Source organism: Massilia sp. BKSP1R2A-1, assembly GCF_050586525.1.
Lineage (GTDB): Bacteria > Pseudomonadota > Gammaproteobacteria > Burkholderiales > Burkholderiaceae_D > Telluria.
The window spans coordinates 80,204-96,611 of record NZ_JBOBRE010000006.1 but is presented as its reverse complement, the minus strand read 5'-3'; the positions used below and the strand labels follow the sequence as shown (position 1 = coordinate 96,611).

The window sequence follows — 16,408 nt, the reverse complement described above, 5'->3', positions numbered from 1 at the left end:
AACAGAATGGCTATTTCGCTCTGGTGGAGCGTGCCCTTTGCGCAACATCGACATCCAGATAACGCCATTGCGTGAACTCGACGGGGTGCCGTTTGTAGTTTTTCAACCACGGATGGCGCAAATCGCCCGACAGGACATGGGTCAGCGGGACCCAGGGGTTATAGGCGTGGATCAGCTGGTTCATCTCGAAATACAGCTTCTGGCGCGCCGGGCCGTCGCTCAGCTGGCGCGCCGCTTCGTAGCGCTGGTTGTACGCCGGCAGGTCGAAGCGCGCATAGTTGGCGCGGCCGGCATTCGGGCCGTAGAGCAGCTGATAGAAGTTGTCGCCGTCGGGGAAGTCGGCGATCCAGTTACTTTCGAACATCTGGACCGTGCCCAGGCGCGAAGCCTTGATGATCTCGGTCTTCTTGTCCGACTTGAAGACGACGCGCAGGCCGATCGCGTTCAGGCACTTGCGCCACAGCTCGTCGCGCAGGCGGCCGCCGACGGTGGCCTCGCTGTGCATGGTGAGGGTGAGCGCCTGGCCGTCCGGGCTGCGGCGAAATCCATCGGGGTCGCGCTGCGTGTAGCCGTGGCGGTCCAGCAGGGCGTTGGCCAAGGCCGGGTCATACGGCACGGGGCTGCGGTAGGCCGGGTCATAACCCAGCACATTGGGCGGCAGCGGCGACTCCGCCTTGATCGCGAAGCCCTTTTTCAGCAGCGCGATGTCCTCGGCATTGTTGTAGGCGAGCGAGATCGCCCGGCGCAGCGCGATACGGTCCTTGCCGTAGCCGCCGATGACCGGGTCCTTCATGTTCATCCACATATAGTAGGTCTGCAGCACCGGGAAGCGCGACAGCACGATGCCGCGCGCCGCCAGCTCGGGCTTGAGCTGCCCGTCGCGCACCACCATGTCGGTCATCGACTCGGGGATCTGCTCGAGGTAGTCGTATTCGGCGTTCAGGAAGCCCAGCATGCGGCCCTGGAATTCCTCTGCGATGCGCACCTCGACCCGGTCCACGCGCGGCAGGCGCTTGCCCTCGAGCGCCGCGGCGATCGCCCTGTCCTCGGGATGATCGCCCGCCGTAGCGTGGAACACGGCCGTCGAATAGGGATTCGCCAGCAGGGTGATGCGGTCGCTGCGCTTCCACTGCCCCACCATGAAGGGCCCGGTGCCGACCGGGTGGTTGCCGGCCTGGCCGGGATAGGCGTCGATCACTTCGCGCGCCACCACGCCGGCGGCGGGCACGGCGAGGTAGAACAGGAAGTTGTTGTCGCGCGCCTTCAATCGAATGCGCAAAGTGTAACGGTCGAGGGCCTGCAGGCCCGCCACGGGCGTGTCCGCGTCGTAGTGCTTCTTCAGGACCTCGTCGCCTTCGATCTTCCCCTCGAACATATAGGCCCAGGGCGACTTCAGGGCCGGGTTGTAGAGGCGCTTGATGCTGTAGACGTAGTCCTGGGCGGTCACTTCACGCTTCACGCCCTTGAACGCGGGATCGGGAGTGAAATGGATGCCGGGGCGGATGCGAAAGGTGTAGGTCAGGCCGTCCGCGCTCACCTCGGGCATGGCGCTCGCCGTGTTCGGGCGCAGCTTGGCGGGACGCGCCAGGTAGTCGTAGCGCAGCAGGGGGTCGAACAGGTTTTCCAGCAGCGACAGCGTCGCGTTGTCGGAGGCCACGGCCGGGTCCAGGCCGGTCTCGCTGGTGGACAGGAACATGCGCAGGACTTTCTCTTCCGGCGGCTGTGCTGCTGCGCTGCCGGCGCACAGCAGGGGGAACAGGAGGGCAACGGCGGCCAGGCGGAGTGTCATGCGGGTCTTGCGTCCATCAGTTGTTGTACATGCTCGTGCTACGGCTTCACCGGCGTGAGTTCGATCTCCTGCACCCTGGGCTCGCGTTCGGGGGTGAGCGTGAACCTGACGTTCACGGTGCCGCGCTCGCCGACCAGCGGGAAGGTGCCGCGCAACTGGTTTTCGGCCTCGATCGGGCCGACCGAGGTGATTCTTCCGATCGGCGCCAGGGTGTCGCGCGCATGCACGATCCAGTCTTCGCGCGAACGGTCGAGGAACAGGTTGTCGGCCGCGATCGCGCTGCCCAGGGCGGCATCCCAGGTTTGCACCAGCTGCGCCACTTGCGTGTGGCGCGTCGCCAGGATCGGCGAGACGGCAACCGGCCGCGGGCCGAGGCTGGCGCGCTCGAGCAGGATGTGCAGCGCCTTGTTGGTCGGCCCGTACACCGGACCATAGCGCAGATTGGTGAAGGCGAACACCCCTACCCCGTGGCCGGGCGCAAAACGGAACTGGCTGCCGAAGCCGGGCAGGCCGCCCGCGTGGCCGGACGTGACCACGTCGCGGCTGTCGCGCGTCCAGTCCAGGCCATAGCTGTAGAAATGCACGCGCGGATTGGCGGTCTTGCTGTCGGTCGTGGTCGCCTTGGCGGCCAGGGTGGCAAACACCTGCGGCAGGTGCATCTCGCGCAGCGAGGCGCGGCGCAGCGGCCCGCGCTCCGGATCGTCACGGGCCGGCCAGGCATCCAGGTGGAAGGCGATGTAGCGTGCGAAGTCGTCCGCCGTCGTGATCAGCCCGCCCATCGCGGCGCCGTCGCCGTCGGGGAGAATCGGTTCGGCCTCCCAATGGTCGCGGTCCCAGCGGTATCCCAGGGCGAGCTTGCCCGGCGCCGCCTGCGTGTATTCCCAGCGCGTGTTGTTCATTCCCAGCGGCCGCAGGATCTCGCGGGTAACGTAATCCTGGAAGCGCATGCCGGACGCCTTGCTCACCACCTTGCCCAGCAGGATGTAGCCGAGGTTGCTGTACTCGTAGGCTTGCCCGGGCGCATTGGAAAACGACAGGCCGGCGCCCACCAGCCCCTCGATCCTGGCGTTGGGCAGGGCCATCTGGCGGTCGCCCCAGGGATTGTCCTCGGGCAGCCCGGTAGTCATGGTCATCAGGTGGCGGATCGTCAGCGCGGGCGAATCGCGGGTCGGCAGCTGGACGCGGCGCAGCTCGGGCAGGTGATCGGCGACGGGGTCGTCGAGGCGCAGCTTGCCCGCGTCACGCAGCTTCAGCGCCGCCATCGCCACGAAGCTCTTGCTCATCGAGGCGATGCGGAATTCGCTCGAACTGCTCACGGGAATCTTGCGCCCGACATCGGCCAGGCCGAGCGAGCGGACGTGCACCAGCTTGCCGTCGAGGACCACGCCGTAAACCAGGCCTGGCAGGTGGGCCTTGTCGGCGAGCTCCGCGTACATCCTGTCGATTTCCGGGAGCAGCGCAGCCACGCGTTCGCCGCGGCTCTGCGCCTGCGCCTGTGCATGAAGGGGCGCGACAGCGGCGCTGCCAAGGACGACGACAAGGCTGCACAGGGCAAGACGGGATGGGCGATGCATGCTGATCCTCTCCGGTAAGCACGGGCTGGGAAAAGATTATGCCTTGATTCTCATGCCGTTGAGAAAACAAAAGGAGGCGCTCTTATAACTTTTAAACATGGCGCAGGCGCATTCTTTCATCAACGCAGCTTGTTCCCGGCCTATACTCTCGTTGCACAATCGAACGGCTTTTTCAGCAGCAGCGAATCCATGGCACTCAATTACATCTGGACCGGTTTCTTCCTCGTCGGCTTCGTGGCCGCCCTCGCACAATGGTTGTTCCTGGGCGATACCGAAATCTTCAAGCGCGTCATCGACGGCACCTTCTCGTCGGCCAAGATGGCCGTGATGGACATCGCCCTGCCGCTGGCCGGCGTTATGACGCTCTGGCTGGGGATCATGAACATCGGCGAAAAGGCCGGCGCCATCAACCTGTTCGCGCGCATCATCGCGCCCTTCTTCTCGCGCATCTTCCCGGGCGTGCCGAAGGACCACCCGGCCAACGGCCACATGGTGATGAACTTCTCGGCCAATATGCTGGGGCTGGACAATGCCGCCACGCCCTTCGGCCTGAAGGCCATGGAGAGCCTGCAGACGCTGAACCCGAGCAAGGACGAGGCCAGCGACGCCCAGATCATGTTCCTGGTGATCCAGACCTCGGGCCTGACCATCATTCCGCTGGCGATCATGGCCCAGCGCGCGATCCTTGGCGCGGCCAATCCCGCCGACATCTTCATCCCGACCCTGATCGCGACCTACTGCTCGACCATGACCGGCATCATCGCGGTCAGCCTGCGCCAGCGCATCAACCTGCTGCACCCGGCCGTCTTCGGCTGGATCGGCGGCATGACGGCCCTGATCGCGCTGCTGGTCTGGTACTTCACCGTCTTCCTCGACAAGTCGCAGATCGAACTGATTTCGGTGGTCACCGCCAACCTGATCCTGTTCTCGATCATCGCCGCCTTCATGATCGGCGCACTGGTCAAGAAGGTAAATGTGTACGAGGCCTTCATCGAGGGCGCCAAGGGCGGCATTGAAACCTCGCTCAAGATCATCCCCTACCTGGTCGGCATGCTGGTGGCGATCAGCGTGGTGCGTAATTCAGGCATCCTGGGCATGATCGTGAGCGGCTTCGCCTGGATCTTCCAGTCGCTCGGCCTGCCCACCGATTTCGTCGGCGCGCTGCCGACCGCGCTCATGAAACCGCTCTCCGGCAGCGGCTCGCGCGCCATGATGATCGACGCCATGACCACCTACGGAGTCGACTCCTTCGTGGGCCGCCTGGCCAGCATCCTGCAGGGCGCGGCCGACACGACCTTCTACGTCGTGGCCCTGTATTTCGGCTCGGTCGGCATCCGCAAGACCCGCTACGCGATCGGCTACGGCCTGCTGGCCGACCTGGCCGGCGTCATCGGCGCCATCTTCGTCGCCTATCTCTTCTTTGGTTAAGGAGTTATCCATGCTGCGCCGCCTCGCCCTCGCCACCGTCCTCTTTGCCGCCTTCGGTTCCGTCCACGCCCAGCTGCCGGCGCCGGTGGCGCAGGTAGCGGCGCAGCAGGGCCTGAACGAAAGCGAGTTCGGCATCCTGGTCATGAAGGGCGACGCGATCGTGCTGGCCCACCAGGCCGACCGGCCGATGCAGCCGGCATCGACCATGAAGCTGGTGACGACCATGGTCAGCCTGGATCGCCTCGGTCCCGCCTTCCGCGGCCGCACCGAGCTGCGCACCAGCGGCGATCTGGTAAACGGCGTCCTGCGCGGGAACCTTGTGCTCAAGGGCGGCGCGGACGCCGACCTGTCCGGCGAAGACATCGGCAACATGCTGCGCGCCCTGCACTACCAGGGCATCCGCCGCATCGAGGGCGACCTGGTGCTCGACCGCGGCGTGTGGAACCCGGGCCGCCTGGACCAGGGCCTGCCGCCCTTCGACGAGTCGCCCGAGGCCTATTACAACGTCATCCCGGACCCGCTCCTCGTCAACAAGAACATGCTGCAGATCGACATGCGCTCCACGAACAAGCGCCTGAAGCTCGCCATGCAGCCGGAACTCGACCGCGTGTCCATCGGCTCCGACATGACCCTGGTCGACGCCGACTGCTCGAAATGGGAAGACGGCTGGAAGCTGCCGGAAGCGGTGCGCCAGAAGGATGGGCGCATCAAGGTGATGCTGCACGGGACCTTCCCGAAGGACTGCGCACGCAGCTACAGCATCAATGTGCTGGACCGCGACGACTACATCGAGCGCCTGTTCCGCCAGAAGTGGAAAGACCTGGGCGGGAAGTTCAGCGGCAAGGTGGTATCCGGCAGCGCGCCGCCTGATGCGCGCCTGCTGGCCGAGCACACCTCGCGCTCGCTGCCCGAGCTGGTGCGCGACACGAACAAGCCCTCCGACAACCTGCTGGCGCGCACGCTGTTCCTGAGCCTGGGCAGCCTGCAGCCCGATCCGGCGGCGGGCAGCTCCGCCGTGCCGGCCGGGAGCGACACCACCCAGGCGCGCGCCGACGCCGCCGTGCGCGCGTGGATGCGCGAGCACCGCATCGACGATACCGGCTTCGTGATCGAGAACGGTTCCGGCCTGTCGCGCCTGGAACGCATCACGCCGCAACAGATGGCGTATTTGCTGCAGGCCGGCCTGCGCAGCAACTGGGCGCCCGAATTCCAGTCCAGCATGCCGATCGCGGCCATCGATGGCACCCTGCGCCGGCGCCTGCAGGGCACGGCGGCCGCGGGACGTGCGCGCCTGAAGACCGGGACCCTGCGCAACGTCGTCGCGCTGGCCGGCTACGTGCCGGATGCGGACGGGGTGCAGAACGTGTTCGTGGCGATGGTGAACAGCGAGCAGGCCGGCAATGGGCGCGGACGCGCGGTGCTCGACGCGCTGGTGGACTGGGTGGCCCGCTCGGGCGCGGCCCAGGCGCCGGCGCTGCAGCCGGCGCCTTCGGCGCCCTGAACCCTATAGACCCTGCTGCTTGAGCGCTTCGATCTCGAAGTCGCCGTCGTCCATCAGGCGCAGGCCGATGTCCTGGGTCGTCATCCCCAGGCTGCGGCCCATCGAGATCAGGAGGCTCTGGCCCGGCGCATTGCGCTGCGGGTCGAGCGCGTAGACCGGGTCGGCGAAGGCCTCGCCCGGGCTGACGATGGTCCAGCCCATGTCGCGGAACTGCCGGATCACGTCGTCCAGCCACAGGGCGTTGATCAGGTTATGGTGCAGCAGCAGGACCTGGGCGATGTCGCGGCCCTGCAGGCGCTGCGACAGGGCGCGGTAGGCCAGCGCGCGCTGGCGGATGTGGGACAGGTAGGCCTGGCGGATCGGTTCGACGTCCGCCTGGGGATTCTTCGCCAGCACCTCGGCCAGCTTGTCGTTCAGGCGCCAGTCGCTGGTGTCGAGCGTGACGTAGGCATTCCGGTAGCCATGCTCGCGCAAGAAAGCCTTCATGCCGTCGCGCTTCTCCGGCGTATTCCCTTCGCGCAGATAGGTGTAGCGGAACCATTTTTGATAACCCGGCAGCGGGGCGACGATGCGGTCGCAGTCGCGCACCTCCTGCTGGTACTGCGCAAGCCCGGTCTTCGCATTGTTCAGGTCCGGGTGGGTCATGGTGTGGTTCGCCACCGCGTGACCGGCCTGGCCCCAGGCACGCGCCAGCGCCAGGCCTTCGGGCCGGTCGGCGCCGTTGCCGCAGGTGACGAAGAGCGCCGCTTCGACCTTGTGTTTCGCCAGCGCCGCCAGCATGGCGCTGTTCCTCGCCTGGGGCGACAGGCGCGGGGTCTCGGACAGGGTCGGGCCGTCGTCGAAGGTGAAGGCGACCGACTGGGCGTACAGAGAGGGCGTGGCCAGCAGCAGGCAGACGGCGGCCATGCCGGCGCAGATGGACGGGAAACGGAACATGCGGACTCCTCTTGCATCGATCCAGCAAGGGTAGGACGCCGCTTGGACCCTGTCCAGTTACTGTCGAAAATATTTACACTGCGTAATTACGACAGAGCTAAGTGTTTGATTTTACTACTTGGCATGCGAGTTGCTTATGGTAATTTTATCTTACTTAATATCAAGGAAAGTTACCAATGAACATCGCAAAAATCGCTGCTGCCGCCGCTCTCTTCGCCGCTTCGCAACTGGTCGCCGCTGCTCCGCTGACCTACCAGTTCAACGGCCCGGCCTTTACCTTCGCCCAAGGCCCGTTCGCCGTCGGCGACAAGATCACCGGCCAGATTTCCTTCGATGCTTCCGCACTGGACGCAACCGGCAGCGGCAGTGTGTCCTCGTCGTCCGGTTGGATCAATCCTGATTTCGCCTGGTCGTTCACGGATGGCTTCAACAACTTCAATAACGTGAATACCACCGCCTCCTTCACCATGCAGGTGTCGTTCACCAACTTCATGCCGAGCAGCTGGAACATCGACGCTACCCACGGCTGGACCAGCAACGACATTTTCGTCAATAGCGGCGGCTACAACCACAGCATCTACCAGGGCCGATGGGCCTATGGCGCGAACGCGACCGCCGCCAACTGGACCCGCGTGCAGGCAGCCGACGTGCCGGAACCGGGCAGCATCGCCCTGTTGGGCCTGGGCATGGCCGGCCTCGCGGCGCTGCGCCGCCGCAAGCCGGCGAAGTAATCGGCAGGTAGTCAGGCGAAACGGCGGCGCAGGCAGGCCAGCAGCAGCAGGCCAGCCGCCGCCATCGCGCCGCCACCCGGCTCCGGCACCGGCAACTGCACGATGTCGAAGCGGGTCTGCCCGGTCCAGTACAGGAAGGTTTCCGATTCGTAGTGGTAACCGTAGGAGTAGTCGCTGGCGCTCACGCCGGTGCTCACGCCGCCGCCCCAGCCGGAGTAATACTCGTCATAGCCGTACCAGCCGGCCGAGAAATCGAGTTCCCCGCCCAGGGTGTAGCTGAAGCGTTGGATGCTGCAGCGGCCGTAGGGGCTGGGCTCCGCCATGCAGGGAAAATAGTCCCTGCCGTGCACGGTGAATTTGCTCAGCTCGTCCAGTGCGATGATGCCGTCGCCATTCCCATCTTCGCCGCTGAAGCGGCCCGTCACCTGCTTGCCGGGCTGCCAGCCCTCAGCCGTGTGGTCGCCGTCGAAGGTCGAATGGCTCTCGAAGGTCCAGTAGAAGCCCGTGTAACTGAAATCCCAGCTCGTCGGTTCGGCGCGGACGTGACAGGCGGCGCCGGCCAGCAGGGAAGCAAGGAGAAGCTTGCGCATCGCGATTCCTTGGTGAGAACTCGGAATGCCAGATTACTACCGTCGGGCGCGCGCACGCGGCCGCCTGTCGTGGCCGCGCTACTCGGCAGCAGGAATTACAGCACGCGGCGATAAGTCGCCCGCACCAGTTCGCGGTCGCCGCAGTCGAAGTGCCACCACTCGGTATTGATGCCGAAGAAGCCCGCCGCCAGCATGCCCTCCCTCAGCAGGCGGCGGTTGGCGACCTGCTGGTCCGTGAGCTTGCCGGCCACCAGGAAGCCTTCTTCCAGTGCCGGGTGCGAGAGCTCGGTCATGTCGTCGAAGCCGGTGCCCATGTCCAGCTCTTTCCCGTTCTCGTCCAGCAGGGTGATGTCGAGCGCCATGCCGTAGGAGTGGATCGAGCCGCGCGCCGGGTTGGCCAGGTACATCTGCAGGCCGGTGCCTTCCAGCGCATCCCACAGCTGCTGCTGCACCCGCTGCGGACGCAGGGCGTCGAGGATCAGGGCCGTGCAGCCGGGGCGGCGTTCGGTCAGCCATGCCACGAAGGTTTCCAGCGCGGCCGCCGCATCGACGTGCAGCCAGGCACAGTCGTAGGGCGAGTACAGGTCGCGTCCGACGAAGTTGTTGGGCGTCGCGTAGCGCAGGTCGATCGCGATCCCCTCGATGCTGGTGAGATGGCGGAAATCAGGGCTGCCGGCGATGTCTTCGCTGGCCACGGACAAACTCATGCACTAACCTTTTTCGAGCAGGGCGCGCGCGGTCGCGCCGATACAGTTGGCCAGCTCGCGCGCCCCGTGCGACAAGGGGGAATGGCTGGCGGTGAGCAGATACAGGTGGACCGGCATCGCCGGCGACCACGGACGGCACTGCACCCTGGCCGGGTCGGCCGAGGCGGCGGTGAAGGGATCGAGCACGGCCTTGCCGGCGCCGGCTTCGACCAGCGAGCGGGCGATCTGGTAGGTCTGCACCACGGTGTGGAAGACCGGCTGCACGCCCTGCGCCTCGCAGGCGGCCACCACGATCTCGCCCAGCGGGTCGCCGTCGGTCAGGCCGATCAGTTCTCCGCTCAAGCCTTCGGCCGTGAAGGGTTTCGACGCTTCTTCTTCCGGCCACGTGCCGGCGGGCGCCATCACGGTGAGCATGCCGTGGGCGATCGGCTCGGCCACGATGCCGGGGTGGCGCGGGTCCTGCAGCGAGAGCGCGAGGTCGGCTTCGCCCAGGCGCAGCGCGTTCACGATCTCGCTGGTGTGGTGGGTGGACAGTTCGCAGCGCGCCTGCGGGAAGTCGCGGCGCCACACCGTCATCGCCTGCGGCAGCACGCTGATCGCGATGGTCGGCGTCGACACCAGGCGCACCGTCTCCACCGCGCGGCTCTTGAGGCTGGCGGCCAGGCGGCGGATGCCCTGCAGGTCGCGGTTCAGTTTCTCGGTCTCGGCGAACAGGCGGTGCGCTTCCGGCTTCGGATACAGCTTGCCGCGCACGCGTTCGAACAGCGGCATGCCGAGCTGGAGCTCGGCGTGCTGCAGCACCTTGGTCACCGCGGGCTGCGAGATGTGGAGAACCTGGGCGGCACCGCTGATGGTACCGACCTGCATGATGGCGTGGAAAACTTCGATATGGCGCAGGCGCATCGCTTCATCCTTCTGTAGAGGCTCCGCGTTCGAGCCGCGGATTTGTCGAAGGATACATGTAAACCCTGGCTGCGGCGACCGTCACGGCGTGTTCACGACAGCCGGGTTGGCGGGCCCCGCCGGCAGCGGCGTCGCCGGCGTCGCCGGCGTCGGGACCGGCGCCGGGGTGGCCGGGTTCGGCAGCGGCACAGGCGCGGCCGGGGCCGGCGCCGTCTCGGGCACCACGGGAACCGGCGCCGTCGCCGGCGGCAGCGCCGGGACCGGGCTGGTGATCACGGGCGGCGTCACGACGGGCAGCGGCGCATTCGCCGGCGTCGTCAATACCTCCAGCAGGGTCGCGGTCTCCGCATCCATATTGCCCGAGATGTCGCTCGGTCGGTACTTCATCTGGAAGGCCGACAGCACGGTGATGGTCTGCTTGTCGAACATGCCGGTTTGCTGGATGCCGAAGCCATGGGCGGCCAGCTTGCGCTGGAACCAGGCCACGTCCGGCAGGATCGCGTCGAAAATCGGGCGGACCAGCGCGACGCGGTTCGCATCCGGCCACAGCACCAGGCCTTCCTGCGCCAGGCGCGCCCATGGGAACAGCGGACCCGGGTCCTGCTTGCGCAGCGGCGCGATGTCGCTGTGGCCCAGCACGTTCTCGGGCGCGATGCCGTTGCGCTGGACGATGTCCTTCACCAGCACCATGAGCGCATCCACCTGCGCCTGCGGGAAGGGCGCGTAGACGCGGCCCTGCGGCGTGTCCTTCCAGCCGGCGTTGACGATCTCGATGCCGATCGAGCTGTTGTTCAGCTGCGTGTACTGCTTCCAGCTCGAGACGCCCGCGTGGTAGGCGGAGCGGGTCTCGTCCACCAGGCGGTAGATGATGGGCTGCGGATCGTCGGTGAGCAGGTAGTGGGCGCTTACCTGCTGCTCGGTCAGGATCTTGATCGAGGTCGGCTTGTCCGACACCGTGTAGTGCAGGACCAGGAAGCGCGCGCGGCTCGACTGGCCCTTGGCATTGTAGGTGGTGTCGATCTGCGGGCCCTTGGGCGCGGTCGCGCAACCGGCCAGCAGGGCGAGGATGACGGGGACGATCAGGACTTTCATTCTGCGGATCCTTTGGTGTTTTAACTGAAGCACTGGCCGAGCGCCAGGCGCGCCGCCGCGTAATGGGCGCGCACGCCGGTCTGGCTGAGCGTGATGTCGGGCGGCAGGGCCGCGCGCATGGTGTCGACGATGGCCGGGTGCAGTTCGGCGGCGCGGCCGGCCAGCGCCACCGGGCGCGGACCGAAGCGCCCGATCAGGGCGGTCGCCAGGCGCGCCAGTTCCTGGCCGGCTTCGCGCAGGATGGCGGCCGCGGCCGGGTCGCGTTCGGCGGTGGCGGCCACCGCGATCGCCAGCTTGCCCACTTCGCCGCGCTCGCGGCCATAGATGAACTGGCGCGAGAACGACCAGTCCGAGCCGCCCACATGCTGGAACACGGCGTGCGCCATGGGCGAGGATTCCCAGGCGCCGGGACGTTCGTCTTCCAGGCGCCAGATGTGGCGCAGCGCCTCGCGTGCGATCCAGAAGCCGCCGCCGCCGTCGTCCAGCACCACCCCACGCCCGCCGGCGCGGTGGAATCCGCCCTGGGCGTCGATGAAGGCGCCGATCGAGCCGGTGCCGGCATACACGAGGTAGCCGTCGCCCGGGCGGAAGCTGGCGAGATAGGCGATCTCGATGTCGTTGGAGAAGACCAGCGCCTGCGGCGCCAGGCCGAGCTGCTCGCCCAGCCAGCGCTGCAGGGGCTCCGCCTCGCCACCGAAGCCGGTCAGGCCGGCGCGCACCGCCACCGGGCGGCCATGCGCCAGCACCTCGCGCGCGATGACGGCAAAGGTCGCCTGCACCGCTTCGCGTCCGTCGCCGGAACCCAGCTGCAGGGCCGACAGGCCGCCGGCCGTGCCTTCGGCGACGATGCGGCCGCCCGCGCCCGCGAGGGCCCAGCGGGTCTGGGTGCCGCCGGCGTCGATGCCGAGGCCAAGGGCCTCAGTGCTGTCTTGCTGCTGTTCGGGATCGTGCATAGCCCGCGAGTGTACGTTGTGGTCGCGCCGGCGCGCGAATGAATGCTGGCGCTATGTGCATGAACAAAGGTTATGAGCTTCGCAATCAGGGCTTGCGCCAGGCCTGCACGCGCGCGCCCTCGTTGCCGAGGCGGTCGACCGGGCTCACATAGACCAGGTCGGCCGCGCCCAGTTTTCCATCGTCCGGAACCGTCCAGTCTACACGCGAAGCCGGCACGACGTCGAAGCGCCACTGCCCGCCGTGGCGCGACCACACCGCATACAGCGCGGTCGCCTTGCCCGCCTTGAGTTTCAGCCTGACGCCGTCCTTGGCGGGCGCCCCGCTGACCTGGGGCGTGCCGGGACGCTCGCTGGCCAGCCAGGTGGTGGCCGGGACCAGGGCCGGGCCGGTGTAGATGCCGCTTTTCAGCTTGTCGCTGATGCCCTGGCGGTTCTGGGTCAGCGCGATCATGCTGAAGTGGACGTGGCCGGTCGACAAAGGGCGCTGGCGCGTCAGTGCGATCTGGTCCAGGATCTCCTGCGGCTCGTAGGTCCTGGTCGGCGCCGGGGCCCCGATGCGGCTGGTGAACAGGCCCGGCCACATGTGGCGGCCCTGCGGGTTCTGGCTGATCCAGTAGTCGAGCAGCACCGGATACGATTGCGCGGTCTGGGCGATCGGCCAGTACAGCTGGGGCACGAAATAGTCGAGCCAGCCCTTTTCCAGCCACAGCTCGGCGTCCGCATACAGCTTGTCGTATTGCGAGAAGCCGTTGATGCCCGGCGGGCGGCGGTCCGGGCGGCCCATGCCGAAGGGGCTGATGCCGAAGCGCACCCAGCTCTTCTCGCGGTGGATGCCCTTGTACATCGCCTCGATCAGGCGATTCACATTGTCGCGGCGCCAGGAGGGGCGATCGAGCTTGCCGCCCGAGGCCAGGTAGCGCTCCCAGGCCGGGGTATCCGGGAAGTCGAGTTCCTTCGACGCCGGTTTGCCGTTGCCGTCCAGGGCCTGTGCATTGCCGGCGACTTCCGGCGCCTCGATCGGGTAGGGATAGAAGTAATCGTCGATGTGCACGCCGTCGATATCGTAGCGGCGCACCACGTCGAGGATCACGTCCATGGTCTGCTTCGAGGCCGCTTCCTCGCCCGGGTCCATCCACATGAACTTCCCGTAGCGCTTCACGGCCGAGGGAATCGTATTGGTGATGTGGTTCGGCGCCGCCGGCGAACGGGCGTTGTCGTGGCGCGCGCGGTAGGGGTTGAACCAGGCGTGCAGCTCGAGGCCGCGCGCATGCGCTTCACGCACCCAGAAGGCGAGCGGGTCGTACCAGGGCGAGGGCGGCTTGCCCTGGGCGCCGGTCAGGTATTCGGTCCAGGGTTCGATCTTCGAGGGATAGATCGCGTCGGCCGACGGGCGCACCTGCAGCACGATGGCGTTCAGGTTCAGGCTGACCGCACGCTCCAGGATGGCAATGGCTTCCGCCTGCTGCTGCGCGGCTGGCAGGCCCGGTTTACTCGGCCAGTCGATGTTTGCCACCGTCGAGACCCAGGCGGCGCGGAATTCGCGCGGGGCCGCGGGCGGCGTGTCGGCCGTACCCGGCGTACCGCCAGGCGCGGTCGGCTGCGTGGTGCAGGCGGTCAGGAATCCGCCCATGGCCATGGCGCCGCCGAGCAGGCCGAAGGTGAGGGTGCGTTTTTTCAGGTTGGGCTTCAAGTCCACTCCTTTTTTTAAACTTTGACGAACCACCGCTTGCGCCACATGCCGTAGGCGATCGCGAACATGCAGGCGTTGAAGAGGATGGCGTATAACAGGGAGGTATTGGCGGCGCCGATGGGCAGCGCCTTGAGGGGCGCATACAAGGTGCTGCCAAGCGAATGCCGGCTGCCGTCCGGCTGCGCGAGCTTGATGAATCCAAGCATCTTGGCGACGAAGCCGGAGATGGCGAAGATGAACAGCGCGTTCATCCCGTAGATGACAAATGGTTTGGCCCACACGCCGGCGCGTTCGCGCACGATGGCGTAGGGATTGGCGTCGAGCAGCCAGTAGAAGACGCCGAAGGCGAGCAGCGCCCAGCCGGTCATCCACAGGCAGTAGGAGACCGTCCACAGGCTCTTATTGATCGGCATGAGCACGGCATCCAGGCTCGAACCCAGGGCCAGGAAGACCAGGCCGGCGAACAACATCCACACGGTCTGCTCGACGCGCGGCAGATTCAGGGCCAGCACGCGGCCGGCGAGCACGCCGAAAAGCTGGCTGCACAGGGCGGGAATGGTGGAGACCAGGCCTTCCGGATCCCAGGTCTTGGCCTGCACCCACAGGTGGCCATCCAGGAGCATGCGGTCGACCCAAGCGCCGAAGTCCTTGCCCGGTTCCAGCACGCCCGCGCCGATGCCGGGCACCGGCACCCACAGCATCAGCACCGAATACAGCGCCAGCAAGGCTGCGATCACGGCCAGCTGCGCGCGCCAGCCCAGGTAGACGACGATGGGCGCGGCCAGCACCGTGCACAGGGCGATGCGCTGCAGGACGCCGGGGATGCGCACGGTGTCGAAGTCGAAACGCGGGATGAGGTTCAGCAGGAAGCCGATCAGGAAGATCAGGGCAGCCCGTTTCGTCAGCTTGAGCAGCAGGCCCGGCCTGTCGGCGCCGGCGGCCGCGAGACGGCCCAGCGACAGGGTCATGGCGACCCCGCCGATGAACAGGAAGAAGGGGAAGATACAGTCGGTGGAGGTCCAGCCGTTCCACTTGGCGTGGGCCAGCTGGGCGTGGAGATTGCTCCAGTCGCCGGGATTATTCACCAGCACCATGGCGGCGATCGTGAAGCCGCGGAAGGCGTCGAGGGATATCAGGCGCACCGCTTGCATAGTCTCCTTGTTGTTGTTTTTCGTCGGGTGGACCGGGCCACGAAAGGCGGCTATGCCGTCCACCCTACTTTTTACCGAACTCGGGGTCGATCTTCACCAGGGCCGCCATGATGAAGGCCGGGATCGTCGACAAACACGCCCAGATGAAGAAGTGCTTGTAGCCGAGGTATTCCTGCAGGTCGCCGCTCCACATCCCCGGCACCATCATGCCGAGCGCCATCAGGCCGGTGCAGATCGCGTAGTGCGCCGTCTTGTGCTCGCCTTCGCACACCATGATCATATACAGCAGCATCGCGGTGAAGCCGAAGCCGTAGCCGAACTGCTCGACCGCGAGCGAGGCGCAGACCACGGCGAAGCTGGTCGGCTGGGCCTGCGACAGGTAGACGAAGACCAGGTCGGGCAGGTGCACGGCGAAGACCATCAGCCACAGGCAGCGCTTCAGGCCCAGGCGCGAGATCAAGTAGCCGCCGGCCAGGCCGCCCAGGGTCAGGAAGGCGATGCCGATGGTGCCGTAGGCGATGCCGTACTGCTCGGTGGTCAGTCCCAGGCCGCCCTCGGTGAGCGGGTCCTTGAGGAAGGGCGCGACGAGTTTCAGCAGCTGCGCTTCGCCCAGGCGGAAGGTGAGGATGAAGCCGAGGATCAGCCAGATGTCGCGCTTGCGGAAGAACAGGGCGAAGGTGACGAAGAAGTCGTGCAGCGGATTGCTGGTCCCCTTCACTTTATGGTCGCTGTCGGGTTTCGGCAGGATCATCCCGTGCCACAGGAAGGCCGCGAAGAACACGGCCGCCAGCACGAAGAACACGATCGACCAGGCCTGGTTGACGTCGCCCAGCTGGGTCGCCAGGTAACCCGCCAGCACCACCAGCGGACCCTGTCCCGCCAGGGTGGCCAGGCGATAGAAGGTCGAGCGCACGCCGACGAAAGCCGCCTGCTGCTGCTGGCGCAGGCCCAGCATATAAAAGCCGTCGGCCGAGATGTCGTGGGTGGCGGAGCTGAAGGCCATCAGCCACATCACGGCCAGACTCGCGACGAAGAAGTTCGGCAGGTGCAGCGCCAGGCCCACCGCCACCAGGGAGGCCGCCACGGCCAGCTGCAGCAGCACGGTCCAGCGGCGCTTGGTGCCGAACATGTCGACGATCGGCGACCACAGGGGCTTGATCACCCAGGGCAGGTACAGCAGGCTCGTATAGAAGGCGATGTCGGAATTGGACACGCCCATGTCCTTGTACATGATGACCGAGAGGCTCATCACCACCACGTAGGGGATGGCCTGGGCGAAGTAGAGGGAGGGGACCCACAGCCACGGGGACTTGACGTTCTCTTTGTGCATACTCTGTCTCGTGGTCGGCGGGCGGCCCCGCTC

At 66.6% G+C, this 16,408-nt stretch carries 13 protein-coding genes and 1 pseudogene; 3 read left to right on the top strand and 11 right to left on the bottom strand.

The window, feature by feature from the left end:
• Positions 1-10: 10 nt before the first annotated feature.
• Positions 11-1,789 carry an ABC transporter substrate-binding protein gene (locus tag ACQ7JA_RS11190; RefSeq protein WP_430897596.1) on the bottom strand — a complete coding sequence of 593 codons (1,779 nt, stop codon included), beginning with the start codon at positions 1,787-1,789 and terminating at the stop codon, positions 11-13.
• 38 nt (positions 1,790-1,827) lie between these two features.
• Positions 1,828-3,363, bottom strand: coding sequence for a serine hydrolase domain-containing protein (locus ACQ7JA_RS11185; RefSeq protein ID WP_430897594.1), 1,536 nt, complete (start codon positions 3,361-3,363; stop codon positions 1,828-1,830).
• 189 nt (positions 3,364-3,552) lie between these two features.
• Between ACQ7JA_RS11185 and ACQ7JA_RS11180 the strand changes: the two genes are divergently transcribed.
• Positions 3,553-4,791, top strand: a complete 1,239-nt coding sequence (locus ACQ7JA_RS11180) for a nucleoside recognition domain-containing protein (RefSeq protein WP_430897592.1) — start codon at positions 3,553-3,555, stop codon at positions 4,789-4,791.
• Positions 4,792-4,801: 10 nt separating this feature from the next.
• Positions 4,802-6,292 (top strand): D-alanyl-D-alanine carboxypeptidase/D-alanyl-D-alanine endopeptidase, encoded by a 1,491-nt coding sequence (gene dacB / locus ACQ7JA_RS11175; protein WP_430897590.1) that lies wholly within the window; start codon positions 4,802-4,804, stop codon positions 6,290-6,292.
• 3 nt (positions 6,293-6,295) lie between these two features.
• Here dacB and ACQ7JA_RS11170 read toward each other — a convergent pair whose 3' ends face one another.
• Positions 6,296-7,228: a polysaccharide deacetylase family protein gene (locus ACQ7JA_RS11170; protein WP_430897588.1), complete on the bottom strand. Its 933-nt coding sequence runs from the start codon at positions 7,226-7,228 to the stop codon at positions 6,296-6,298.
• A gap of 644 nt (positions 7,229-7,872) precedes the next feature.
• Between ACQ7JA_RS11170 and ACQ7JA_RS11165 the strand changes: the two are divergent.
• Positions 7,873-7,959: pseudogene (locus ACQ7JA_RS11165) on the top strand (PEP-CTERM sorting domain-containing protein); the annotation flags it as partial.
• 11 nt (positions 7,960-7,970) lie between these two features.
• Here the strand turns inward: ACQ7JA_RS11165 and ACQ7JA_RS11160 are convergent.
• From ACQ7JA_RS11160 to ACQ7JA_RS11125, 8 genes are all read right to left on the bottom strand, one after another.
• Entirely contained in the window at positions 7,971-8,549 is a 579-nt protein-coding gene (locus ACQ7JA_RS11160; RefSeq protein WP_430897586.1) for a hypothetical protein, read from the bottom strand.
• A 95-nt stretch (positions 8,550-8,644) separates the two neighbouring features.
• A complete protein-coding gene (locus ACQ7JA_RS11155; protein ID WP_430897584.1) occupies positions 8,645-9,256 on the bottom strand; it encodes a M15 family metallopeptidase in 612 nt (203 codons plus the stop codon).
• 3 nt (positions 9,257-9,259) lie between these two features.
• Positions 9,260-10,159 (bottom strand): LysR family transcriptional regulator, encoded by a 900-nt coding sequence (locus ACQ7JA_RS11150; protein WP_430897582.1) that lies wholly within the window; start codon positions 10,157-10,159, stop codon positions 9,260-9,262.
• 81 nt (positions 10,160-10,240) lie between these two features.
• The gene (locus tag ACQ7JA_RS11145) at positions 10,241-11,251 is read right to left on the bottom strand and encodes an N-acetylmuramoyl-L-alanine amidase (RefSeq protein ID WP_430897580.1); all 1,011 of its coding nucleotides are present in this window, start codon (positions 11,249-11,251) and stop codon (positions 10,241-10,243) included.
• A 20-nt stretch (positions 11,252-11,271) separates the two neighbouring features.
• Positions 11,272-12,204, bottom strand: a complete 933-nt coding sequence (locus tag ACQ7JA_RS11140; protein ID WP_430897578.1) for an N-acetylglucosamine kinase — start codon at positions 12,202-12,204, stop codon at positions 11,272-11,274.
• Positions 12,205-12,289: 85 nt separating this feature from the next.
• The gene (locus ACQ7JA_RS11135) at positions 12,290-13,900 is read right to left on the bottom strand and encodes a glycoside hydrolase family 10 protein (protein ID WP_430897576.1); all 1,611 of its coding nucleotides are present in this window, start codon (positions 13,898-13,900) and stop codon (positions 12,290-12,292) included.
• An 8-nt stretch (positions 13,901-13,908) separates the two neighbouring features.
• Positions 13,909-15,045 (bottom strand): acyltransferase family protein, encoded by a 1,137-nt coding sequence (locus tag ACQ7JA_RS11130; RefSeq protein ID WP_430897574.1) that lies wholly within the window; start codon positions 15,043-15,045, stop codon positions 13,909-13,911.
• Positions 15,046-15,109: 64 nt separating this feature from the next.
• Positions 15,110-16,375 (bottom strand): MFS transporter, encoded by a 1,266-nt coding sequence (locus ACQ7JA_RS11125; protein WP_430897572.1) that lies wholly within the window; start codon positions 16,373-16,375, stop codon positions 15,110-15,112.
• Between the last annotated feature and the right edge of the window lie 33 nt (positions 16,376-16,408).